This window comes from Bifidobacterium sp. LH_230, from assembly GCF_056357555.1.
In genome coordinates, this window is the sequence record NZ_JBKEWJ010000007.1 from 85,939 (window position 1) to 109,123 (window position 23,185).

The window sequence follows — 23,185 nt, forward strand, 5'->3', positions numbered from 1 at the left end:
GGCAGAGATTATGCATCCGCGATTTGGGAGCGAGCTATTGTGGGCGATTACCGGTATCGGTTCCAATGGTTATGGTCAGTGGCTGGCATCGGCCGATCGACCGGTGCTGGCCGATCGGTACATGATGATTGGTCTCGGTTGACATGCATCGGTTGGCGGCCGGGTAGTCCGTTATCGGTTTTTCGTATAGCCGGACGGCCGCGTCGTCGCGTGTTCGTCGGCTAAGCTGGGCGCATGAGTACACCGCGCATCAGTTATGCCCATTTGCTGGCAAAGCCGAACCCGAAGCATGTCCAAAGCCTGCTCGACTTCTTTGAGCACGGCCGGTCCAAACGCGGAACCGGCGGCTTCGGCGTGGAGATCGAACACCTGCCGGTGCACAACAGCGACGACACCGCCGTGAGCTACTACGAGCCGAACGGCATCGAGACCCTGCTCAAGCGCATCGCCCCGTACTACGACGAAACCAAGGAATACTGGGAGAACGGACATTTGGTCGGCTTGGGTCGCGAAGGCATCGCCGTCTCGCTCGAGCCGGGCGGCCAGGTCGAGTGTTCGCTTGGCATCCTCAAGAAGCCCGAGGATCTCAACACGCTCTACCGTTCGTTCCGTCGCGACATCGACCCGGTGCTCGACGAACTCGGCTTCCGTCTCGTCAACTACGGCTACCAGCCGAAGTCGAGCTACGCGGACGTGAAGGTCAATCCGAAGGACCGTTACGATGCGATGACCGCGTATCTGGGCCGCGTCGGCCAGTTCGGCCCGTGCATGATGCGCTGCTCCGCGTCCACTCAGGTGAGCATCGACTACGTGGACGAGCAGGATGCGATCGAGAAGCTGCGGCTTGGCACCGTGATCGGACCGATTCTCGCGTGGTACTTCCGCAATACGCCGTACTTCGAAGGCGAGCCGAACCCGTGGCCGCTGCTGCGCCAGCGTATGTGGGATTATCTTGATTTCCAGCGCACGAACGTGATTCCCGGACTGTTCGACCCGCGCTTCGGCTGGGAGGACTATGCGGTGGACGTGCTGTCGACGCCGCTGATGTTCGCCGACCTGACGCACACGCCCGAGGCCGAAGGCCTCAGCGGCAAGGAACTGCATCATCCGGCGTTCTACGAGAACGCGGGGGAGGTGTATCCCGACCGTCCGCTCAACCCGTACGAGATCAACCACATCATCTCCACGCACTTCAACGACGTGCGCCTCAAGAACTTCATCGAACTGCGCCACTGGGATTCGCTGCCGCTGGCCCGCGCCGAACGGCTCACCGAGATCGTCGCGTCGCTGTTCTACGTGCCGGAGAACCGCGAGCGGCTCGTGAGCTACTTCGACGGCATCCGCGAGGAGGATGTGTTCGAGGCGAAAGCGAACCTGCAGGCGCATGGCCGCAACGCCGCGCCGTACGGTCAGCCGCTCGAGTTCTGGAAGGAATTCCTGGGACTTGAGGGCGTGCTGGCGGACGAGCCGGGCGACCCGAAGCACCCGGACGTGTTCCAGGCGTAGGGGCGCGTTGCTTTGACGCTCCCTCAGTCAGCCTACGGCTGCCGGCTCCCTCAGCACGGTGATATGTTCCAAGCGTAGGGGAGCCGCGCGTACGGTATGGGCATCGCGAGGAGAGCGATGCCCATACTGCTTTGAGGGACGTGATGGCGCCATACACCCCAACCCGCCCGCTCTGCGGGCACCCTCCCCTCATAGGGGAGGGAAATGCGAGAGAGGCACAGAGGCACGCGAACTACGCCCCACCCGCTAACCCCTTAGCCGGAAAGGTTCACCGGCACCACGGTAGACAGCACCGATTCCCACAAGGCCAACCTCTTGGCCAGGAAGGTTCACCACGGCTTCGAGGTGTTGCCGGTGTTGTTGGTGGTTTGCGACTGGGAGGAGTCGGTGGCGGTGCTGTCCGATTCGGCCGGCGTGGACTGCTCGTTGGCCTTGAGCAGCTCCTCGACCTGCTTTCGTTGCTCGTCGGTCAGTCCGCCGCCGGACGAGGACGACGAGGATGCTTCGGAACCGTTCGACGATGACTGGTTCTGCTGATCGGAACCGGCGTTCTGAGCGGCCAACTGGTCCTTGACATACTGCGACAGTTTCCCGGACACCGCGGCGTTGGCCGCGATCGCCTCGCGGATCTGCGGCAACAGCATCACGCCGGCCGACGCGGCGTCGCGGAACTGCGCGTCGGTCTGCTCCTGCAGCGTGCTCAGCTTGCCGTAATCGGGCGTCTCCTGCGCGGCCGCGGCCAAGTGCTCGTTCAGCGCGTCCGTCGCCTGATTGAACGTGCTCGCGGCCCGCAGGTTCACCGAAGCCAGCACGCCGACGACCAATACCAGCGCGGCAAGCGCGCCGAGCGCGATCCGCACGGCAAGACTCGCCCGCGCCGGCACGCGCGTGCTCCGACGCTGCGCCGCGGCATCCCCGCGCGACGATGTTCCGCTCATATCGCTCATATCAGCCTCCCTACAGCAACGTCCTACCGAGCGCGATCCACGCGCCCAGCTCCCACGCGATCAACGCCAACGCCACGATCGCCAGCGGCCATACCACCGGCGTGGCCCGCGTGCGCTGCTTGGTCGTCGTGCGCACCTGCCATTGCGACGACTGCTCCTTCGACACGCCGGCCGACATCGTCGTGGTCGCGTTCACGGCCACGAACGTGCCGCTGATCTCGTCCGCGATCGCGGCGAGATTCGTCTCGTCCATCTTGGAAATGCCCGGCTGGCCGGTGTCCGGATCGGTCACCCATGCGCCGTCCTGCGTGGTCGAGCCGTTCACGCCGTCGCGCACGACCGGAATTCTGCCGCCCTCACTCGAACCGACGCCGACCGTGAACCCGTCATTCAGATACTTACGCAGCGTCGAATACGACCGTCGCGTGGTGGTGCTGGTCTGCTCGCCGTCCGTGATGAGATACAGGATGATCGCATCGTCCGGTCGCGACTCGCGTATCGTCTTGAGATTGACGAGCAGCGGGTCGATCGGCGCGTCCAGACTCGAACCGCCTGACACGCTCGTCGCCTCGACCGTCAGCGTGTTCGCCCAGTTGTCGATCGCGAGCGAATCCGGGGTCAGCGGCACATCCACCGTGCCGGTGTTGCCGAACCGCATTCCCATGAAACTCGCGTCCGGATACAGCGACGTGATGTCGGCGACGGCCTTCTTCGCCGCGTCGAGCCGGCTGATCGTCTCCTCGGAACCGTAGTGCGCATCCGACACGGCCATCGAACCGGTCACGTCGACCGCGATCACCACGTCGGTCGCGTTCACCGCCTGACTGGTCGTCGTGGACACGACGCTCGGCGTGAGCGCCATCAGCGCGACCGTCACGCACAGCAATACGCGCAGCACGCAGGCCGTGACCGTCTCGTCGCTCGCACCGCCGCGACGACGCACATGCAGCACGATGCCGGCGATCGCAAACGCTGTCATCACCACGGCGATCACGACGCCGGCCGGCCATCCGAGCGCGGGGGAGAACGTCAGATTCGACAACGTATTCAACAGCGTATTCATCGACGCAACCTCCACGCCACGATCATCCAGCCGGCCACGAGCACGGCCAACGCAAGCGTCCACCAGCCCGGCGAGTCACTGATCGCGGCCTTCTCGTCCTGCTGGCTGACGGCCTCGCGCCGCCGGTCGATCTCACGCACCAGCTGGCTCACGCTCGTGCCGTCCGACTGCGTGAGAAACTGCCCGCCGTGCGATTCGATCAGCGTGCGCATCTCGGTGGTCGTCGACTCGGATTCGCTGGATTTGGGGCCGGAGAACAGGCCGTCCACGGTGATGCCCGCGCCGGAGACGAGATCGAGCGCCTTGGCAAGCGTGTACGTCGGCTCGCCGGAGACGACGTTGTCGGTCGCCAGCACGATCGACGCGGCACGCTGGCGGGTCGCGTTCGCGCCGGACGACGAACCGTACGCGAAGCCGGGCAGCATCGCCGCGCAGCTGACCACGCCGTCGCCGATCAGCGACGTCGCGTTCGTGCGGTTCTGCGTGCCGTCCAGCCAGTCGGAGATCTTCTGGTACTGCGCGTCGCTCATCTTGTCGATGTCGTCCTGCGTTTCGACGCCCTTGAGCAGCTTGGCGGCGAACGTGAGCTGGCCGGTGACCAGATCGTAGTCGTCGGTCAGCGGGAAGACCGTGCGCGACGTCGAGTTGAAGATGCTCAGGCCGATGCGTTCGCCCTGGAAGTTCGACACGAGATCGAGATACGTTTCGATGACCTCGCGGTCGTACGGCAGCGTGGAACCGGACACGTCGAGGCACAGCACGATGTCGCGGCGGCTGGCGCGCTCCTCGCCGACGTCCACGGTGGACGGACGGGCGACGAGCGTGACCGCGATGACCGCGGCCGCGGCCAGCAGCGCGACGGCGACACGGTTGAACAGCCGCCACGTCCTCCACGCCTTCGCGGCGTGCTCGGTCGCCAGATCGTCGTCCAATGAGAATACGGGCGCATCCAAGTCCGTGTTCCTGCGTTTGCCGGCCAGCATCGCGATCAGCAGGATCACGGCCAGCGCGGCCAAACCGCCGGCCAGCGCGGCCCACGGCCACTGCCAGGTCACCATCAACGCCACCTTTCGATCAGATTCGCCACCCATCCGGCGGCCTCGCGCACGCCGACCGCGCCGGCATGGCGGTTGAGCGCGGCATCGGCGAACTCGGGCGGATACAGGGCTGCGATCGTATGCTTGAGCAGGTCCAGACTCTGCCGGTTGCCGGTGGTGCGCGGTAATACGGTCAGGTCGCTCAGCGTGCGGGCGCTCATGTCCGAACCGCTGGCTTCGGAAGCGAACCGGCGGGCCAGTTCGGCCAGTTCGACGAACGCGTCCTCGCGGGACAGCTCTCCCGATTCATGATGGCGAACGATGTCATTGACCTCGGCGCGCCAACGATCGAGCGCATTGCCGTCCATATGCGCGCCATGGCGGGCCGGCTTCGCCTTCGCTCGGCGTCTCGGGCGCGACAGGACCACGACCAGCGCGACGAGCGCGATCGCCGCGACCAGACATCCGATCGAGGCCATCGCCAGCGGCGTCGACAGGTCGAGCCGCCCGACCGGATGCAGGTCGCCGAGACCGTCGGCCATCATCATGCCGATCATCACGCACCTCCCGCACGGATCTGGTTGAACGCGGCCGACACCGACGCCAGCGACACCAATTGCACGAACTCGTCGAACATCGCCTCGCTCGACGCGCCCCGGATCATGCGCGAGCCGCAGCGCGTCAGCTCACGCTGCAACGCGGCCGCCACGAACTTGCGGTGCACATCCACCTGCTCGGCCGCCGTCGTATTGCGCAGGAACGCGGGCATGCTGCGACCGTTTGCGCCGTTAACCACATGCATGCCAACGTTCGCGGCGAACGGGTTCACCGTCGCCACGTCGATCAGCACCAGCGGATGCGTGCGGGCGATATGCCCGATCGTGGCCACATGCTTGTGATCCAGCGCATGCTCGTCGGTGGCGATCACGATCAGCGCGTCACGGTCGCGGATGCGGCGCGCATACGCCAACAGCGCGTCGATGTTGCGGTCATGATCCCACGCGCGATCCAACGCCTGATCGAGCGTGCGCTCGAACTGGCTGAACCCGCCGTGGAACGGCACGCGCGTGATGCTCGCCGCATCGGCGAACACCAGCGAAATATCATCCGAACGGCGCAACGACAACGCGGCGAACATGCGCAACGCGTTCGCCGCGACCTGCCACGCACGCTCGCCCCGTTCGCACGCGCCGGTCATCGGCCGACTCACATCCAACAGCAGCCACACCTGACTGGTGACGCGACGCTCGCGCTGCACGACCATCGGACGACCCTGCCTTGCGCTCGACTTCCAATCGATCGAACGCGCCTCGTCGCCCGGCTCATAGGCGCGCACATCCATCACGTCCTCGTTGCCGCCGCGGCGGCCAGACGCGTGCTCGCCCTCGAGAATGCCCAACGCGCGGCGCACGGTCGGCAGACTCAACGACGTGCCGAGCGACTCGATCTTCCTGCGAATCGGGTCCTCGGACGGTCTGCGATCGATCATGGAACCGGAACCGCCTTGACGATCGAATCGACCACCTGATCGGCGGTCACGCCGTCCGCCAGCGCCTCGAACGTGAGCATGATGCGATGACGCAGCACCTGATGCGCGAACGCCTTGATATCCTCCGGCACCACGTAATCGCGGCCGGCCAGCAACGCGTTCGCCTGACCGATGCGCGTCAACGCGATCGAGGCGCGCGGGCTGGCGCCGAGCCGCACCAGCTGCGACAGGCCCTTGACCGGACGCGAGCCGGCGCCGCGCGATGTGGCGGCCATATCGACCGCATAGCGCATGATCGCATCCGACACATGCACACGGCGGGCCGCCGCACGCAGGAACTCCACGTCGCGGATCGACAGCACGTCAGGTGCCAGCATGGTCGGGTCGAGCGTATCCGAACCGCGGCGGGTGAGCATCGCCAGCATGGCGGCCTCCTCATCGGCGCTCGGATAGGTCATCACCGCCTTCATCATGAAACGGTCCATCTGCGCCTCGGGCAGGTTGAACGTGCCCTCCTCCTCGATCGGATTCTGCGTGGCGATCACCATGAACGGCTTGGGCAGGGGGATGCGCTCGCCGCCGATCGTGGTCGCGCCCTCGGCCATCGCCTCGAGCATCGCCGACTGGGTTTTCGCGTTGGAACGGTTGATCTCGTCCAGCAGCACGAAATTCGCGTGGATCGGGCCGATCTGCGTGGTGAACTTCTGCGACGCGAAATCGAAGACCTGCGTGCCGACCAGATCGGACGGCATGAGATCGGGCGTGCACTGGACGCGTTTGAACGTGCCGGACACGGAGGTGGCGAGGGTCTGCGCGGCCGTGGTCTTGGCCAGGCCCGGTACCGATTCGATGAGGATGTGGCCACCGGCCACCAATGTGACGATCAGCGACTCGCGCAGGTTCGTCTGGCCGATCAGCGTGGCCGCGAAGCGCGAGCGGAGACGATCGGCCAGCTGACGGGCGCGGGTGACGTCGTCCGCGGCCAGGCCGACCGCCGCGGTCGGCTGCGGGACGGCCGGCATGGCCGGGCCGGGCTGTGCCGGCTGCGGGGGAAGATTCGATTGCAATGGGAATACAGGCATGCGCCCCACTGTAACCGCAGTTGCTGAGAACTCATTCAGCTTACGGAGGGAAGTGCAATTACGGACAGCCTTCGGCTGGCTGTTTGCTGGTTCGCCTGTCGGCTCGCACGCTGTCGGAAAACAGTCCACAGGACTATTTTCTTTACGACAGCGTCCAATCAACAGGATCGGCACCCATGGCGGTGAGGGCGGCGTTGGCGCGGGAGAAGGGCTTGGAGCCGAAAAAGCCGCGCGAGGCGGACAACGGGCTCGGATGCGGGGATTTGATGACATAGGCGTTCGACAGCAATGGTTCGAGGGTCTGCGCGTTGCGCCCCCACAGAATCGCCACCAGGGGCTTGGGGTTGCCATGCTCGTCGGTGCGCGCGTTCAGCGCGCGGATCGCGGCGTCCGTGATCTTCTCCCAGCCCTTGCCCTGATGCGAGTTCGGCCGGCCCACGCCCACGGTCAGACACCTGTTGAGCAGCATCACGCCATGCTCGGTCCACGGCGTCAGATCACCGTTCGACGGCATCGGCACGCCCAAGTCGTCGACGAGCTCCTTGTAGATGTTGATCAGGCTCTTCGGCAGAGGCTGCACGTCCGGAGCCACGCAGAAGCTCAATCCCACCGGATGGCCCGGCGTCGGGTACGGGTCCTGCCCGACGATCAGCACGCGAATCGAATCGAACGGAATCGTGAACGCGCGCAGGATATTGCGGCTCGCCGGCAGATACGGCCGTCCGGCGGCGATCTCGCCGCGCAGGAAATCACCCATCCGGTGCACGTCCGGCTCGACGGGTGCCAGCGCCTCGGCCCATCCGGCCTCGATCAGCGCGGACAGCGGTTTGACATGAGGTTCATTCATATCAGCCACTGTAAGCGCACCGCCGGTCGTGCGACACGGCCTGCCGTCCGGGCGCGGTCGAGGTGCCGCACTGCACGATGCGAGGCGCGGGCGAGACGCGAGGCAAGACGATGCGGGACATACGATCCGGGCCGGCTGCACGCCGGCGAAGCCAACGTAGTCATGGCCGTTGGCCAAGGTGGCGGTTAGACTCATGACTAGCTGTGTATGGAAGGGCTGATATGGCGAAACAAGACAAAGCGACCTACGATTCGTATGCTCCCGATATGTTCGACAACCCGCCTGCCGGACCTGTCGGCGTGCATCGCGGTCAGCGATCGGCCGGTGCCCGTATCGCTCCGTACTTCATCGTACTGGTGATCGCAGTGCTTGCCGGCGCGCTCACATGGAGCCTCGTGACCGGCGAATTCTCGAAGATCACCGGACTGGGCGGCACGACGAACACCGCGCAGACCAACACGACGGATGGCAGCGGATCGTCGACCACGAACGACTCGTCGTCCGGCTCCGGCTCCAACGATACGAACTCGTCCGATTCCACCGATTCGTCGAAGGGCTCGTCGTCCACGGACAATACGAACGGTTCGTCGTCCACGGACAATACGAACGGTTCGTCGTCCGACAATACCGACTCGTCGAACAACGACTCGAACTCGTCCGATACTGACACCGACTCGTCGACCACGGACAACAAGTCCGATCAGTCGACCGACCAGAGCGCGCAGGTCAACAAGTCCACGTCCGTGCGCGTGGTGAACGCGGCCGGCATCAGCGGATACGCCGCGCAGAAGAAGACCGCGCTGGAGTCGGCCGGATACACTGCCGTCGAGGCATCGAACCCGACGTCGACCAATCTGCCGGCATCCACGGTCGTGTGGTATCAGAACGATGCCGACAAGGCCACCGCCGAAGACGTCGCATCGACGCTCGGCATCACCGCCGTGCAGCAGGTCAGCGGTCTGGACGTACCGGTCGTGGTCGTGCTGCTCAACTGATACGGCCGGTCGATTGGTCCACTGATCGAACGATTCGGTTCCGGCGGCGCGTAGATTCGCGCCCCGGCGGTATCCATTCGTCCCGCGGCTCGCTACAATAGGGATAGTCGCAAGGCGGGGGGAGTGCGATTTGTGCTGTGTGTGTTCTCTTCCTTTGAGTCTGCGATGTTCGGATTACTAAGAAAGAATGGTTATGGCACACGGAACCGTGAAGTTCTTCAGCGCAGGAAAGGGTTACGGCTTCATCAACCCGGACGATGGTGGCGAGGATGTGTTTGTCCACTACTCGGTGATACAGGCCGATGGATTCAAGACGCTGGACGAGGGGGACAAGGTCGAATACGAGGCCGAGCGTGGCCCAAAGGGCATGCAGGCCACCAAGGTGATCAAGCTGTAGGGATCGCCTTGATTCGAGCAGTTCTCCGCAATCGGGCCCCGGACGCATTCAGGTGCGTGCCGGGGCTTTTTCGTATGCCGTGAGCACAATCGCCGCGCACCCGGTTGGCACTCGGGCACCGAGAGTGCTAATCTCCCAATTAGCACTCGGGAGGTGAGAGTGATAACCGGCAGCTGACGGCCGGCTCGCCCGACGCCTCTCGCAGTGAGTACAAGTACATGTGAAGTCATGTGGAGGATATCAACCATGGCAAAGATCATTTCGTACGACGAGGAAGCTCGTCAGGGAATGCTCGCGGGCCTCGACAAGCTCGCCGACACCGTCAAGGTCACCCTCGGACCGAAGGGCCGCAACGTGGTGCTCGACAAGGCCTACGGTGCGCCGACCATCACCAACGATGGCGTTTCCATCGCCAAGGAAATCGATCTTGAGGACCCGTACGAGCGCATCGGCGCCGAGCTGGTCAAGGAAGTCGCCAAGAAGACCGACGACGTCGCCGGCGACGGCACCACCACCGCCACCGTGCTGGCCCAGGCCCTCGTGCACGAAGGCCTGAAGAACGTGACCGCCGGTTCCAACCCGATCGCGCTGCGCCGCGGCATCGAGAAGGCCACCGAGGCCATCGTCAAGGAGCTGAAGGCTTCCGCCAAGGAAGTCGAGACCAAGGACGAGATCGCCGCGACCGCGACCATCTCCGCCGGTGACGAGGAGATCGGCGACAAGATCGCCGAGGCGCTCGACAAGGTCGGCGAGGACGGCGTCGTGACCGTCGAAGACAACCAGGGCTTCGGCCTGGACCTCGAGTTCACCGAGGGCATGCGCTTCGACAAGGGCTACATCTCCGGCTACTTCGCGGCCGGTTCCGAGAACCAGACCGTGTCGTTCGACGACCCGTACATCCTGCTGACCACCAGCAAGATGTCGAGCATGAACGACTTCACCCACATCGCCGAGCAGGTCGTCAAGACCGGCAAGCCGCTGCTGGTCATCGCCGAGGACGTCGACGGCGAGGCTCTGGCCGGCATGGTCATCAACCACACCCGTGGCGCCATCAAGTGCTGCGCCGTCAAGGCCCCGGGCTTCGGCGACCGCCGCAAGGCCATGCTGCAGGATATGGCCATCCTGACCGGCGGCCAGGTCGTCTCCGACGATCTGGGCCTCAAGCTCGACTCCGTGGACCTGTCCATGCTGGGCTCCGCCAAGAAGGTCACCGTCACCAAGGACGAGACCACCATCGTGTCCGGTGCCGGCTCCGCCGACGAGATCGCCGCTCGCGTCGAGCAGATCCGTGGCGAAATGGCCAACACCGATTCCGACTACGACCGCGAGAAGCTGCAGGAGCGCCTGTCCAAGCTCGCCGGTGGCGTGGCCGTCATCAAGGTCGGCGCCGCTACCGAGGTCGAGGCCAAGGAGCGCAAGCACCGCATCGAGGACGCCGTGCGCAACGCCAAGGCCGCCATTGAGGAAGGCCTGCTGCCCGGTGGTGGTGTGGCCCTGATTCAGGCTGCCGCCAAGGCCGAGAAGGACGTCAAGCTCGAAGGCGACGAGGCCACCGGTGCCGCGATCGTGTTCCGCGCGATCGAAGCCCCGATCAAGCAGATCGCCGAGAACGCCGGCCTGTCCGGTGACGTGGTCATCGACAAGGTGCGTTCGCTGCCTGCCGGCCAGGGCCTGAACGCCGCGACCGACACCTACGAGGACCTGCTGGCCGCCGGCGTTGCCGACCCGGCCAAGGTGACCCGTTCCGCGCTGCAGAACGCGGCTTCCATCGCCGGCCTGTTCCTGACCACCGAGGCTGTGGTGGCCAACAAGCCGGAGCCGAAGACCGCCGCTCCGGCCGCCGGCGCTGACATGGGCTACTGATCGTAGGCTCATCGCTCGCTGAGTGAGTTTGAGGAGGCTCCCCGCAAGGGGAGCCTCCTTTTTGCGTTTTTGCGGCTTGGCTTGCAAAGGGGCGGAATCGCGCTTTGCGCGATGCTGTGTTGTTGGCGGCTTTCGCCGCAGTACCCCAACCCGCCCGGCCTGCGCCGGGCACCCTCCCCTGAAAGGGGAGGGAAAGGCCAAAACACTTCCCTCCCCTTTCAGGGGAGGGTGTCAGCGAAGCTGACGGGTGGGGTACTGCGGCGAAAGCCGCCAATATACACCGCATCGTGCGCGGCACGATCCCGATATATAGGGCGCATGCTGCGCAGCCGGGTGGATCAACCCGCGAAGAGGCGGGAGGCCTGGGCCTCTGCGTCGGCGTAGACGGCGGAGGCGGAGGCCAGCGCGTGCTGGATCGATTGGAGCGACTGCTCCATCTGCAGTTGCGCGGCACGCCACTGTTCGGCCACCGACGCGAACTGCGTGGCCGCGCCGCCGCGCCACACGCTTTGCAGGTTGTTGAGGTTCGCATACATGCCGTCGACGGCCTGCCGGATCGCGCCGACCGACGCGTTCACGGCTGCGGACGAGGATTGGATCTGTTCGGAATCCACTTGGTACTGCGGCATGGTGTTCTCCTTTCCAAAGAACGGATGATGTGTGGGTTATATGCGCGCCCGGATGCTTGGCGAACCCGGTCGCTAAGGTGGACGATATGACAAAACGAGCAATCGCAGAGGCAAAACCGACCTATGTGGTCGAACGGTATTCGCACGGCGTGTCGCGGCTGGTCGCAGTGCTTGTAGCGCTACTAACCCTGATGTTCGGATGTGGAAATTTTTCCGCGATCGCCGTAGCGGACGATGCGGGAACGTCATCTGATTCCTCCTCGACCAGCGGTACGTCGTCCGATTCGTCGTCGTCCGATACGTCCGGCACATCGTCCACGTTCACCGACGACGTCACCGACGTCAACAATCTGCTCGGCGCGGACCTGACCAAAGTCACCGACGCGATCAAGAAGACCAAGGACGAGACCGGCGTCACTGTCCGACTCATGTACCTGCCGAGCTTCGGCTCCACGGAAAAGCCAGCGAAGTGGGCGAGCAGCGTGCTGGAAGCCGTCACCCCGGCCAAGAACACGGTGATGCTGGCGGTGGCCTCCAACGACGGCAATCTGGTGGTGGCCGTCTCGTCGAACTCCGACGAATGGCTCAAGAAACAGCAGACCGTCGACGATCTGTCGAAGGCCGCGGCCGATCCGCTGCTCGAAAGCACGCCGGACTGGGCCGGGGCGGCCACCGCGATGATGGACGAGCTGGTCAAGCAGAGCAAAACCGCGACCTCGAGTTCCTCGGTGGCGGTCGGCATCGTCGTGATGGTGATCGTGCTGGCGGTGCTGGTGGCGATCATCGCGGCCGCGATCGTGATCCGCCGCCGCATGAAGCGCAAGGTGAAGCAGATGGAGGCCGAGCGCAAGAAGCGCGCCGAGGAGGCCGGCGACGATGACGACAACGGCGAGGAGCGCCTGAGCCGCAGGGAGATCCGCATGCGCCGCAAGGCCGGCATGTGGAAACAATAAAACCTACAGACGGCATTCAGGAAACCTTCAGATGGGCGCGACATGCTGGGAGGCATGAGTAAGCCTATTGAAGCATCGATTGTAGTTGTGGACGACGAGCCCTCCATCCGCGAGCTGCTCGTCGCTTCATTGCATTTCGCCGGTTTCGAGGTCGCCACCGCGGCATCCGGCTCCGAAGCCATCGAAGTCATCGAAAAGACCGATCCCGATCTCATCGTGCTCGACGTGATGCTGCCTGACATCGACGGCTTCACCGTGACGCGTCGCATCCGTCAGGAAGGCATCAGCGCGCCGGTGCTGTTCCTCACCGCGCGCGACGACACGCAGGACAAGGTCATGGGCCTGACCGTCGGCGGTGACGACTACGTCACCAAGCCGTTCAGCCTCGAGGAGGTCGTCGCCCGCATCCGCGCGATCCTGCGCCGCACCCGCGAGCAGGTCGAGGACGATCCGATCATCCGCGTCGGCGACCTCGAGATCAACGAGGACTCGCACGACGTGTCCCGTGCCGGCCAGCCGATCGACCTGAGCCCCACCGAATACAAGCTGCTGCGCTACCTCATGGACAACGAGGGGCGCGTGCTCTCCAAAGCGCAGATCCTCGACCATGTCTGGCAGTATGACTGGGGCGGCGACGCGGCCATCGTCGAATCGTACATCTCGTATCTGCGCAAGAAGGTGGACGGCATCACCTACACCGACGCCAACGGCGAGACGCGCAAGGTCACCCCGCTGATCGAAACCAAGCGCGGCATCGGCTACATGATCCGCGAACCGAAGACCGCACCCGGCGCATGAGCAACGCATCGCAGCAACCCACGGGCGGCGCACCATCGAACGGCACTTCCATGAACGGGAACCCGACGAACGGTGCGCCGCAGCCGTCTCCCGCGCCGAACGCAGCGCCGGCCAAGCCGAACTGGTTCCAGCGTCACGTGCGCCGCCGCATCGACGCGGTCCCGCTGAGCACCAAACTCGTCGCCTGTATCATCGTGCTGCTCACCATCGGATCGTTCGCACTGTCGTTTTCCATCCGCCAGCTCGTCAGCAGCTACCTGATGGAGAAAACCGACAAACAGCTGTCCAACCAAAGCGAGCTGGTCGTCAACGCGGCCGACATCCTCGCCAAGGCCGACCCCAGCCAATCCAACTTCGGACTCAACGACTACTACGTGCAGCTGCGCGACCTCGACTACAAGATCGTGCGCGTGCCGCTCAAGCCCACGTCCGCGAACGGTACGACCAGCATCGCGCCGCTGCTGCCGGACGACGGGTCGATGGGATCGGTGCAGCTCGGCGTGCCGTTCACCACCACCGCGGTCGTGACGACCGCGACGATGTCCAGCCAGAACAGCAGCCAAGGCGACGGCCAGAACAACGGTCAGGGCGACTCGAACAGCGGCTCGCAGAACGGCTCCGACAGCCAGAACAGCCAGAACAATCAGAACACGCAGACCCAGCAGGGCCAGATCACCGTCACCAAGTCGAATGCGCCGTGGCGCGTGCTCGTGCTGCCCACCGCCGACAAGAACGGCACACCCAACGGCTACGCGTTCATCGCATTGCCGCTCAAGGACGTGGTCGACACCACCAACACGCTCACCCGGTACAGCGCGATGGTCGGCATCGCGGTCGTGCTGCTCGGCGCGGCGATCGGCACGCTGCTCGTGCAGACCACGCTCACCCCGCTCAAGCGCATCGAGAAAACCGCCGCGAAGATCGCCGCCGGCGACCTGAGCCAGCGCGTTCCGTCCGCGCCGGAAAACACCGAGGTCGGCTCGCTCGCCGCGTCGCTCAACGCCATGCTCGCCCGCATCGAGCAGAGCTTCCACGAGCAGCAGGAGACGACCGAGAAGATGAAACGGTTCGTCTCCGACGCCAGCCATGAGCTGCGCACGCCGCTCGCCGCCATCCACGGCTACGCCGAGCTGTACAAGATGCAGCGCGAATTCCCGGGGGCCTTGGAGCGTGCCGACGAGTCGATCGAGCACATCGAGGCGTCCAGCGCCCGCATGACCGTGCTCGTCGAGGACCTGCTTTCGCTCGCGCGACTCGACGAAGGCCGCGGCATCGACTTGACCCAGCAGGTGCCGCTCACGTCGATCGTCTCCGACGCCACCGAGGACCTGCACGCGCTCGACCCCGAACGCGGCATCCGCAAGGGCCGGCTCGACCTCGTGCCGGCGCAGGACGGTTCCGGTTCCCGGTTCATGTTCACCGAAGGCGACATGCCGCAGATCACGCTTTCCGGCGACGGTTCGCGCCTGCGCCAGGTCGTCACGAACATCGTCGGCAACATCCACCGCTACACGCCGGCCGACTCGCCGGTCGAAGTGTCGATGAGCGTGCTGCCCGCATCGATCAGCCCCGAGTCGCTGGCCCGCATGCCCGCCACCGAAGCCTCGATGAAGCACCTGGTCGAGGCGGTCGAGGTCGGCCAGACCATGCACGTCGGCATGAACTACGCGTTCGTCCGGTTCTCGGACCACGGGCCCGGCGTTCCGGAGGCGTCGCGCTCGCAGATCTTCGAGCGGTTCTACACCGCCGACCCGTCGCGCGCCCGGCTCAAGGGCGGCACCGGTCTCGGCATGGCGATCGCGCTGTCGGTCGTCAAGGCGCACCGCGGATTCATCTGCGCGTCCGGTTCCGAGGGCGGCGGCCTGACGCTGACCGTCGTGCTGCCGGTCGCACCGGTCGAACCGCAGGTCGGCCCGGTCGCAGCCTCGGCATCGTCCGCTCCGGCCGGCATCGTCAACGGCGTGGTCGCGTCGCGCCCGCACGGCGCTAAGCCCGACAAGAAAACCCGTGTTCGCTGAACAGACCTTGAGGTAAACTGTTACTTTGGTTTGAACGTCGGCGGACACGGGGCCCGCTGACCTGTGAGGCGAAGAACGAGGTGTGAATCACGATGCCCAGTGGACGAGTGCGCTGGTTTGATGCGAACAAGAAGTACGGTTTCATCATCAACGAGGAGGGTAAGGACGTGTTCCTGCCCGCCGCCGCGTTGCCGGCTGGAGTCACCACGCTGCGCAAGGGCGCGAAGGTGGAGTACTCGGTGGTCGACGGCCGTCGCGGGCCGCAGGCGATGGGCGTGACCTTGGTGGAAAGCGCCCCGTCGCTGGTCAAGGCGACCCGTCCGAAGCCTGACGACATGGCCGCCATCGTCGAGGATCTCATCAAGCTGCTCGACGCGGCCGGCAACGACCTGCGCCGCCACCACTATCCGTCGTCCGCGGACAGCCGCAAGCTGGCCACGCTGATGCGCGCCGTGGCCGACAACTTCGACGTTCAGGAGTAATAGGAACACGCATGAGCGATGAGATGACCCTGCAGGAGCCGACCGAGCTCGCCCGATCCGTGGCGCTGGATATGGCCGACACCGCCGATCAGGTGGGTGCGTTCGTTGAATCGATTGACATGGGCGATCATGTGACCGATTTCCGGTTCGTCTGCGGTATCAAGGGATACGAGGGCTGGCAGTGGTCGGTCACGCTCTACCATGACGAGGAAGCCGAACGGTGGACGGTCAACGAATCGTCGCTGATTCCGACGTCCGCCGCGTTGCGCCCGCCGCAGTGGGTGCCCTGGAAGGACCGGTTGGAGCCGACCGACCTGTCGGTGACCGATTCGATCGGCACCGATCCGGACGATCCGCGCATCGAGGACGGGTTCCGCAAGACGGAGCCGGTGACGGATGCCGGTGCGGGCGATGCCGTGGCCGATGGGCTGGCTGACAGTACGTCGGCGGCCGATGATGCCGGCGATGCGGCTTCGGCGGCCGACGGTGATGCTGATGCGTCTGCCGACGCCGTTGCAGCTGATGCCACTGATGCCGCCGGTGCGTCCGAATCCGCGGGGGAGCCCTCGCAATCCGATGACGAGCCGGCGCCGGCCGTCACGTCCGAAGAGGATGTGGACGATGCCGTGGCCGAGTTCGATCTGTCGCGCCGCCATGTGCTGAGCGCGCTCGGCCGTTCGCAGACCGCGAAGCGCTGGTACGAGGGCCCGCACGGCCCCAAGTCGCTGTCCACGAAGACCGCGGACGGCAACATCTGCGCGAACTGCGGGTTCTTCATCCAGCTCAAGGGCGAATTGAACATGCTGTTCGGCGTGTGCGCGAACAAGTGGAGTCCGGATGACGGTCGCGTGGTGTCGATCGACCACGGCTGCGGCGAACATTCCGAAATCGAACCGCCGGAGCCGACGCATCTATGGGTGCAGTCCAAGCCGGCATACGACGACTACCACATCGACATCATCGCCCAGGCCCCGCGCGAGGAGCGTGGCCAGATCGAACTGCTCGAGCGCCTCGCCGACGCCGGCATCAAGGTCGGCAAGGGCGTCATCGTCCTCAAGTCGCAGCTGTAGGGGTGTGCCTGTAGCGCAGGATAGCGGGATCGCGCTTCGCGCGATGCTGTATTATCGGCGGCTGGCGCCGCAGTACCCCAACCCGTCAGCTTCGCTGACACCCTCCCCTAAAAGGGGAGGGAAAGGTTACAGCACTTCCCTCCCCTTTCAGGGACTTTGCCGTGAAGCAAACGCCGGCGGCCGTTTGTAGGCGAAGTGCGAGCTGACAGGCGAGCCAGCAACAGCGCGGACGAAGTCCGTCCATAATTGCAGGACGGGTGCCCGGCGTAGGCCGGGCGGGTGGGGTACGCGGCGAAGCCGCTCATCAACACAGCATCGCGCGAAGCGCGATCCCATTACCTCACCACTGAGGAACCCAATCGAGCCTCTCCCTCCCCGTTCAACGAGGGGGTGAACACTTCCCTCCCCTCTCAGGGGAGGGTGGCGGCGAAGCCGCCGGGTTGGGGTACTGTCGAACGGCATAGGCCGTTCGACTATCACACAGCATCGGACGCGCGAAAGCGCGGACGATACCATGTGCGCTTATCCGCTCATCCCGTCAGTGCACGACGGTGAGGGTGCACTCGGATAGGGCGACGAGCTGCTTGGAGACCGAGCCGAGGAAATGCGCGTCCAAGCCCGACAGGCCGCGCGAGCCGACCACCAGATGGCTCGCATAGCGGGATGCCGCGATCAGGCCCTTCGCCGCGGAGATATGGAAGGCGTGCGGCTGCACGTCAAGCCCCTCGGCAAACGGCGCATCGGCCAGCATGTCGGCAAGGATCTGCTCGGCCCGCGCCTGACCGGCCTCGACCGGCGCGACCGCGTTCTCATAGCCGGGCACCACTCCCAAGTCACGCAGCTGCCAGCAGAACAGCACATGCAGCGGCACGCCATGCACGCGCGCCTCATGCGCGGCGAACTCCAACGCGCGGCGCGACGTGGCCGAACCGTCCACGCCCACCGCCACGGGCCGTCCGCTGTCGGCCAACCGCGGTCGATCATAGCCGGTCGTCACGTTCGCCGGCGTCAACGCGTTCGCGATCGCATCCTGCATCGACTCGTCCTCGTCGGAGAAGATACGCACCACCGTCACCGGAACGGTCGCCTCCTCGGCGAGCGAAGCAGAAAACGATCCGGTGAACCAGCGTGCCACGCGTCCCAGCGAACGTCGTCCGACGACCAACTGCTGCGCGTCCTTGCCGATCCGCAGCAGCGCCGCCGAACCGGACGCATGCACCGACGTCAGTTTGATGCGATCCGTATCGACTCCCGGCGTCGCGGCGACCGCCTCGTCGACCCACGACTTGAGCCGCTGCGCGATCCGGGCGCGCAACTGCTGCCAGCCCTCCTCGCTGTCCGGCTCGGAACCCATGTCCCACGACCGCGTCCAGCCATACACCGCGTTCACCTGCTGGCCGGTCAGCTGCGACTCGCGCAACGCCCAGCGCAGCGCGGCGAACGACTCATCGGAACCGTCCACGCCGACCACGATGTCGGCGAGAACCGTATTGTCAGCCATGATGCCTCCTTTGTGCAACGTGCGTAACAACCGTTAGTCCCAGCATAACGAATCGGGTTGCGTCCACAGCGCAATTCATGGAAGAAACGCAATAAACGTCACCGCAAATCGGTAGAGTGTTATGGACTAACAAGAGTGGAAGGACAAGCATGTTCGAACGGTTTACCGACCGTGCCCGGCACGTGATCGTGCTGGCGCAGCAAGAGGCTCGTGCCCTCCAGCACAATTACATCGGCACCGAGCATCTGCTGCTCGGCCTGATCCGCGAAGGCGACGGCGTGGCCGCGAAGGCGCTCGCATCCAAGGGCGTGACTTTGGAGGACACCCGCAAACAGGTCGAAGAGATGATCGGCAAGGGCAATGCGGCGCCCGGCGGGCACATACCCTTCACGCCGCACGCCAAGCAGGTGCTGGAACTGAGCTTGCGTGAGGCGCTGCAGCTGGGGCACAGCTACATCGGCACCGAGCACATCCTGCTCGGCCTGATTCGCGAAGGCGAGGGCGTCGGCACGCAGGTGCTCATCAAGATGGACGTCGATCTGGGCGAACTGCGTTCGACGACGATCGACATGATCCGCGGCAACTCCGCATCCTCCGACAGCCAGAACAAGGGTGACCTCGCGAACGCCGGCGGCGTGCAGGACAAGCGCGCGCAGACCGGTTCCGCGATCCTCGACCAGTTCGGCCGCAACCTGACGGCCGAGGCCGCCGAAGGCAAGCTCGACCCGGTCATCGGACGTTCCAAGGAGATCGAACGCGTGATGGTCGTGCTCTCGCGGCGCACCAAGAACAACCCGGTGCTGATCGGCGAGCCCGGCGTCGGCAAGACCGCCGTCGTCGAGGGCCTCGCGCAGAAGATCAACGCGGGCGATGTGCCGGAAACGCTCAAGGGCAAGCAGGTCTACTCGCTCGACCTCGGTTCGATGGTGGCCGGCTCGCGCTACCGTGGCGATTTCGAGGAGCGCCTCAAGAAGGTGCTCAAGGAGATCAAGACGCGCGGCGACATCGTGCTGTTCATCGACGAGATTCACACGATCGTCGGCGCCGGCTCGGCCGACGGCGCGCTCGGCGCATCCGATATGTTGAAGCCGATGCTCGCGCGCGGCGAGCTGCAGACCATCGGCGCGACCACGACCGACGAGTACCGCAAGTACATCGAGAAGGACGCGGCGCTGGAACGTCGTTTCCAGCCGATCCAGGTGCACGAGCCGTCGATCGCGGAGACCATCGAAATCCTCAAAGGTCTGCGCTCGCGCTACGAGAACCACCACAAGGTGACCATCACCGACGGTGCGCTGCAGGCCGCGGCCGAACTGTCGGCACGATATATTCAGGACCGCAACCTCCCGGACAAGGCGATCGATCTGATCGACGAAGCCGGCGCACGACTGCGCATCAAGCGCCTGACCGCGCCGCCGGAACTCAAGGAGCTCGACAACCGCATCGCCAAACTCGCCGCCGACAAGGACGAGGCCATCAAGGCCCAGGACTTCGAGAAGGCGGCCACGCTGCGCGACAGCCAGGAGAAGCTGGAAGCCGAGCGCAAGGACAAGGAAACGGCCTGGAAGCAGGGTGAATCCGATGTCAAGATGACCGTGGACGAGGACGTGATCGCCGAGGTGATCTCGAACACCACGGGCATCCCGGTGTTCAAGCTCACGCAGGCCGAGTCCAAGAAGCTCATGAACATGGAGGCCGAGCTGCACAAGCGTATCATCGGTCAGGACGAGGCCGTCTCCGCGCTGTCGCGTTCGATCCGCCGCGCCCGCGTGGGCCTCAAGGACCCGAAGCGCCCCGCCGGCTCGTTCATCTTCGCCGGTCCGACCGGTGTCGGCAAGACCGAGCTGGCCAAGGCGCTCGCCGAGTTCCTGTTCGACGACGAGGATGCGCTGATCCGCGTGGATATGTCCGAGTTCTCCGAGAAGTACGCCGCGTCTCGTCTGTTCGGCGCGCCCCCGGGATACGTCGGCTACGAGGAGGGCGGCGAGCTCACCGAGAAGGTGCGCCGCAAGCCGTTCTCCGTCGTGCTGTTCGACGAGATCGAGAAGGCTCATCCGGACATCTTCAACACGCTGCTGCAGGTGCTGGACGACGGTCATCTGACCGATGGCCAGGGTCGCAAGGTGGACTTCAAGAACACCATCATCATCCTGACCACGAACCTCGGCACGCGCGACATCGCGAAGATGGCGAACACGGGCTTCAACCTCGGCACGAACACCGAGTCGAGCTACCAGCGCATGAAGGACCAGGTGAGCACGGAGCTCAAGCAGCAGTTCCGCCCCGAGTTCCTCAACCGTCTGGACGACATCATCGTGTTCAAGCAGCTCACCGAGCCGCAGGTGCGCCAGATCGTCGACCTGGACGTCAAGCAGCTCAACGACCGCCTGTTCGACCGTCACATGTCGCTCGAACTGACCGATGCGGCCAAGGACCTGCTTGCGCAGAAGGGCTTCGACCCGCTGCTCGGCGCGCGTCCGCTGCGCCGCGTCATCCAGCGCGACATCGAGGATGCGATCTCCGAGAAGATCCTCATGGGCGAGCTGGAGGACGGCCAGCGTGTGATCGTGGGCACCGAGGGCGACAACGTGCTTGAAGAGGAGTTCACCTTCAAGGGCGAGAAGTTCGAGGAGCCGGCGACCGACAAGGCGGCTGCTGGCGAAGCTGCCGACGCGTCCGGCGAGACGGCTGAGAACGCCGGCGACGCCGCGGGCGACCAGCCGCAGCCGGTTGCCGCCGACGGCGATGCCGCTCAGGAGAACGCCGCCGAGTAATGGTGATCTGACGGGTAGCGTCACAGGGTAAGGGGTTCAGTCCTTTCGGGCTGAACCCCTTTCTCGTGGTGGGACATCCGGGCGACACGACGATGTGCCGTTTGCCGGGAATAGTTGCGCTGGGAAGATGGTAGCGCAACTATTCCCGGATGATTGGGTTGATTTCCGAAAATAGTTGCGCTGGAAAGTCGGTAGCGTAACTATTCCCGGAAACCAGGGTTGATTGCCTGAAATAGTTGCGCGGAGAAGCCGGCAGCGCAACTATTCTCGGATGATGGGGTTGATTTCCTGAAACAGTTGCGCTGAAAAGATGACAGCGCAACTATTCCCGGACGATAGGGTTGATTTCCGGGAATAGTTGCGCTGAGAGAGTCGGATGATGCCGATCAGCGCAGCAGGTCGAGCGGGGTGTCCACCGACTCATGACGGGTGAACAGCGTGCGGCCTCCACGCACGGAACGCAGCACGGAGCAGCGCTCGTACACGGCATCGAACACGCTCGAGGCGTCCAGCACGATGAAGTTCGCCGGCTTGCCCGCCTCCAGACCGTACGAATCGCGCAGGCCCAGCGTCGTGGCACCGTTGACGGTCAGGAACTTCAGCGCGTCGTCGATCTCCTCGAAGCTCATCATCTGCGCCAAGTGCAGCACGTAGTCGAGAATCAGCATCATATTGCCATTGCCGACCGGATACCACGGGTCCTGCATGGAATCCTGGCCGAGCGACACGTTCACGCCGGCCTCGGTCAGCTCCTTGACGCGCGTGATGCCGCGGCGCTTCGGGAACGTGTCCTGACGGCCCTGCAAATACAGGTTCTCGGTGGGGGCGCACGCGAAGTTGATGTGCGCGGCCTTGAGCAGCTTGGTCAGGTGGAAGAAGTAGGCGTTGTCGGCCGATCCCAGCGAGCAGGTGTGGCTGGCCGTGACCTTCGGGCCGATGCCCGCCTTGTACGCCAGTGCGGACAGCAGCTCCACGTAACGCGAATTCGGGTCGTCGGTCTCGTCGCAGTGCACGTCGATGAGCTTGCCGTACTTGGACGCCAGCTCCACCACCGTGTGCATCGAACGCTCGCCGAACTCACGGCACTGCTCGAAATGCGGAATGCCGCCCACGCAGTCCGCGCCCATCTTCAAACCCTCCTCGACCAGGTCCGCGCCGGACTCGCCGTGCGGTCCCTCGTACGAGTACATGCCCTCCTGCGGGAAGCTCACGATCTGGATCGTGACCGTGTCCTTCAACTCCTCCTTGAGTTCCAGCAGCGCCTTCAGCGACGTCAGATTCGGGTCGGTGACATCTGCATGCGAACGGATGAACTGCACGCCGTGCAGCATCTCCTTCTTGATGCCGATCTTCGCGCGCTCCTTGACCTCGTCCACCGTCAGATCCGACTTCGTCTCGCTCCAGCGCTGGATGCCCTCGAACAGCGTGCCCGTCTCGTTCACGGCGCCGGGCTTGCGCGCGGTGAACACGTAGTCGAGGTGCAGGTGCGTGTCGCAGAACGGCGGGCAGACGAGCTTGCCGCCCAGATTCACTGTCTCCACGCCGCTCAGATCCTTGCCCTGCGCGGCAAGACTTGCGGCGAGATCCGGACCGATGGCCGCGAACGTGCCGTCCTCGACCAGAATGTCCTGCAGCGGCGCGGTGTCCGCCGCGGTGCTGCCCGGGTTGCCGGTGGCGATATGTGCGTTGGTGAACAGTGTGGCGGTCATGCGAAGCTCCTTGCTCCTCGGGTCC

General features: G+C 64.8%; 20 protein-coding genes. 10 read left to right on the forward strand and 10 right to left on the reverse strand.

Annotation, left to right across the window (positions count from 1 at the left end):
• Positions 1–234 precede the first annotated feature (234 nt).
• A complete protein-coding gene (locus tag AC1A0G_RS04890; RefSeq protein ID WP_476527973.1) occupies positions 235–1,506 on the forward strand; it encodes a glutamate-cysteine ligase family protein in 1,272 nt (423 codons plus the stop codon).
• A gap of 329 nt (positions 1,507–1,835) precedes the next feature.
• Here AC1A0G_RS04890 and AC1A0G_RS04895 read toward each other — a convergent pair whose 3' ends face one another.
• The 7 genes from AC1A0G_RS04895 to AC1A0G_RS04925 all read right to left on the reverse strand — a co-directional run bounded on the left by AC1A0G_RS04895 (position 1,836) and on the right by AC1A0G_RS04925 (position 7,971).
• Positions 1,836–2,453 (reverse strand): DUF6466 family protein, encoded by a 618-nt coding sequence (locus AC1A0G_RS04895; RefSeq protein ID WP_476527976.1) that lies wholly within the window; start codon positions 2,451–2,453, stop codon positions 1,836–1,838.
• 10 nt (positions 2,454–2,463) lie between these two features.
• The gene (locus AC1A0G_RS04900) at positions 2,464–3,495 is read right to left on the reverse strand and encodes a vWA domain-containing protein (protein ID WP_476528032.1); all 1,032 of its coding nucleotides are present in this window, start codon (positions 3,493–3,495) and stop codon (positions 2,464–2,466) included.
• A 17-nt stretch (positions 3,496–3,512) separates the two neighbouring features.
• Complete coding sequence (locus tag AC1A0G_RS04905) at positions 3,513–4,577, reverse strand: vWA domain-containing protein (RefSeq protein ID WP_476527977.1); 1,065 nt, start codon at positions 4,575–4,577, stop codon at positions 3,513–3,515.
• The gene (locus tag AC1A0G_RS04910) at positions 4,574–5,110 is read right to left on the reverse strand and encodes a hypothetical protein (RefSeq protein ID WP_476527979.1); all 537 of its coding nucleotides are present in this window, start codon (positions 5,108–5,110) and stop codon (positions 4,574–4,576) included. The genes AC1A0G_RS04905 and AC1A0G_RS04910 overlap by 4 nt, the downstream gene beginning before the upstream one ends.
• Positions 5,110–6,042, reverse strand: coding sequence for a DUF58 domain-containing protein (locus AC1A0G_RS04915; protein WP_476527981.1), 933 nt, complete (start codon positions 6,040–6,042; stop codon positions 5,110–5,112). Before AC1A0G_RS04915 ends, AC1A0G_RS04910 begins: the two co-directional genes overlap by 1 nt.
• Positions 6,039–7,124 carry an AAA family ATPase gene (locus AC1A0G_RS04920; protein ID WP_476527983.1) on the reverse strand — a complete coding sequence of 362 codons (1,086 nt, stop codon included), beginning with the start codon at positions 7,122–7,124 and terminating at the stop codon, positions 6,039–6,041. The genes AC1A0G_RS04915 and AC1A0G_RS04920 overlap by 4 nt, the downstream gene beginning before the upstream one ends.
• 142 nt (positions 7,125–7,266) lie before the next feature.
• Complete coding sequence (locus AC1A0G_RS04925; protein ID WP_476527985.1) at positions 7,267–7,971, reverse strand: uracil-DNA glycosylase; 705 nt, start codon at positions 7,969–7,971, stop codon at positions 7,267–7,269.
• A 221-nt stretch (positions 7,972–8,192) separates the two neighbouring features.
• On the opposite strand from AC1A0G_RS04925, the gene AC1A0G_RS04930 reads away from it, so the two are divergent.
• The 3 genes from AC1A0G_RS04930 (at position 8,193) to groL (ending at position 11,226) form a co-directional block, all read left to right on the forward strand.
• Positions 8,193–8,966 (forward strand): LytR C-terminal domain-containing protein, encoded by a 774-nt coding sequence (locus AC1A0G_RS04930; RefSeq protein ID WP_476527986.1) that lies wholly within the window; start codon positions 8,193–8,195, stop codon positions 8,964–8,966.
• A gap of 193 nt (positions 8,967–9,159) precedes the next feature.
• Positions 9,160–9,363: a cold-shock protein gene (locus AC1A0G_RS04935; RefSeq protein WP_476527988.1), complete on the forward strand. Its 204-nt coding sequence runs from the start codon at positions 9,160–9,162 to the stop codon at positions 9,361–9,363.
• A 246-nt stretch (positions 9,364–9,609) separates the two neighbouring features.
• Positions 9,610–11,226 (forward strand): chaperonin GroEL, encoded by a 1,617-nt coding sequence (gene groL / locus AC1A0G_RS04940; protein WP_476527989.1) that lies wholly within the window; start codon positions 9,610–9,612, stop codon positions 11,224–11,226.
• 338 nt (positions 11,227–11,564) lie between these two features.
• On the opposite strand, the gene AC1A0G_RS04945 is transcribed toward groL, so the two are convergent.
• Positions 11,565–11,855: a WXG100 family type VII secretion target gene (locus AC1A0G_RS04945; protein ID WP_476527990.1), complete on the reverse strand. Its 291-nt coding sequence runs from the start codon at positions 11,853–11,855 to the stop codon at positions 11,565–11,567.
• 86 nt (positions 11,856–11,941) lie between these two features.
• Between AC1A0G_RS04945 and AC1A0G_RS04950 the strand changes: the two genes are divergently transcribed.
• From AC1A0G_RS04950 to AC1A0G_RS04970, 5 genes are all read left to right on the forward strand, one after another.
• Positions 11,942–12,808, forward strand: a complete 867-nt coding sequence (locus AC1A0G_RS04950) for a TPM domain-containing protein (RefSeq protein ID WP_476527992.1) — start codon at positions 11,942–11,944, stop codon at positions 12,806–12,808.
• Positions 12,809–12,862: 54 nt separating this feature from the next.
• Complete coding sequence (locus AC1A0G_RS04955) at positions 12,863–13,606, forward strand: response regulator transcription factor (RefSeq protein WP_214373240.1); 744 nt, start codon at positions 12,863–12,865, stop codon at positions 13,604–13,606.
• Positions 13,607–13,656: 50 nt separating this feature from the next.
• A complete protein-coding gene (locus AC1A0G_RS04960) occupies positions 13,657–15,624 on the forward strand; it encodes a sensor histidine kinase (protein WP_476527993.1) in 1,968 nt (655 codons plus the stop codon).
• 92 nt (positions 15,625–15,716) lie between these two features.
• On the forward strand, positions 15,717–16,106 hold the full coding sequence (locus AC1A0G_RS04965) for a cold-shock protein (RefSeq protein WP_476527995.1): 390 nt from the start codon (positions 15,717–15,719) through the stop codon (positions 16,104–16,106).
• 11 nt (positions 16,107–16,117) lie between these two features.
• Positions 16,118–17,176: a DUF3027 domain-containing protein gene (locus AC1A0G_RS04970; protein ID WP_476527997.1), complete on the forward strand. Its 1,059-nt coding sequence runs from the start codon at positions 16,118–16,120 to the stop codon at positions 17,174–17,176.
• 538 nt (positions 17,177–17,714) lie between these two features.
• Here the strand turns inward: AC1A0G_RS04970 and AC1A0G_RS04975 are convergent.
• Positions 17,715–18,677: a universal stress protein gene (locus AC1A0G_RS04975; protein WP_476527999.1), complete on the reverse strand. Its 963-nt coding sequence runs from the start codon at positions 18,675–18,677 to the stop codon at positions 17,715–17,717.
• Between the two features lie 149 nt (positions 18,678–18,826).
• On the opposite strand from AC1A0G_RS04975, the gene AC1A0G_RS04980 reads away from it, so the two are divergent.
• A complete protein-coding gene (locus tag AC1A0G_RS04980) occupies positions 18,827–21,451 on the forward strand; it encodes an ATP-dependent Clp protease ATP-binding subunit (RefSeq protein WP_476528000.1) in 2,625 nt (874 codons plus the stop codon).
• A gap of 386 nt (positions 21,452–21,837) precedes the next feature.
• On the opposite strand, the gene AC1A0G_RS04985 is transcribed toward AC1A0G_RS04980, so the two are convergent.
• A complete protein-coding gene (locus tag AC1A0G_RS04985) occupies positions 21,838–23,160 on the reverse strand; it encodes an amidohydrolase family protein (RefSeq protein WP_476528002.1) in 1,323 nt (440 codons plus the stop codon).
• Between the last annotated feature and the right edge of the window lie 25 nt (positions 23,161–23,185).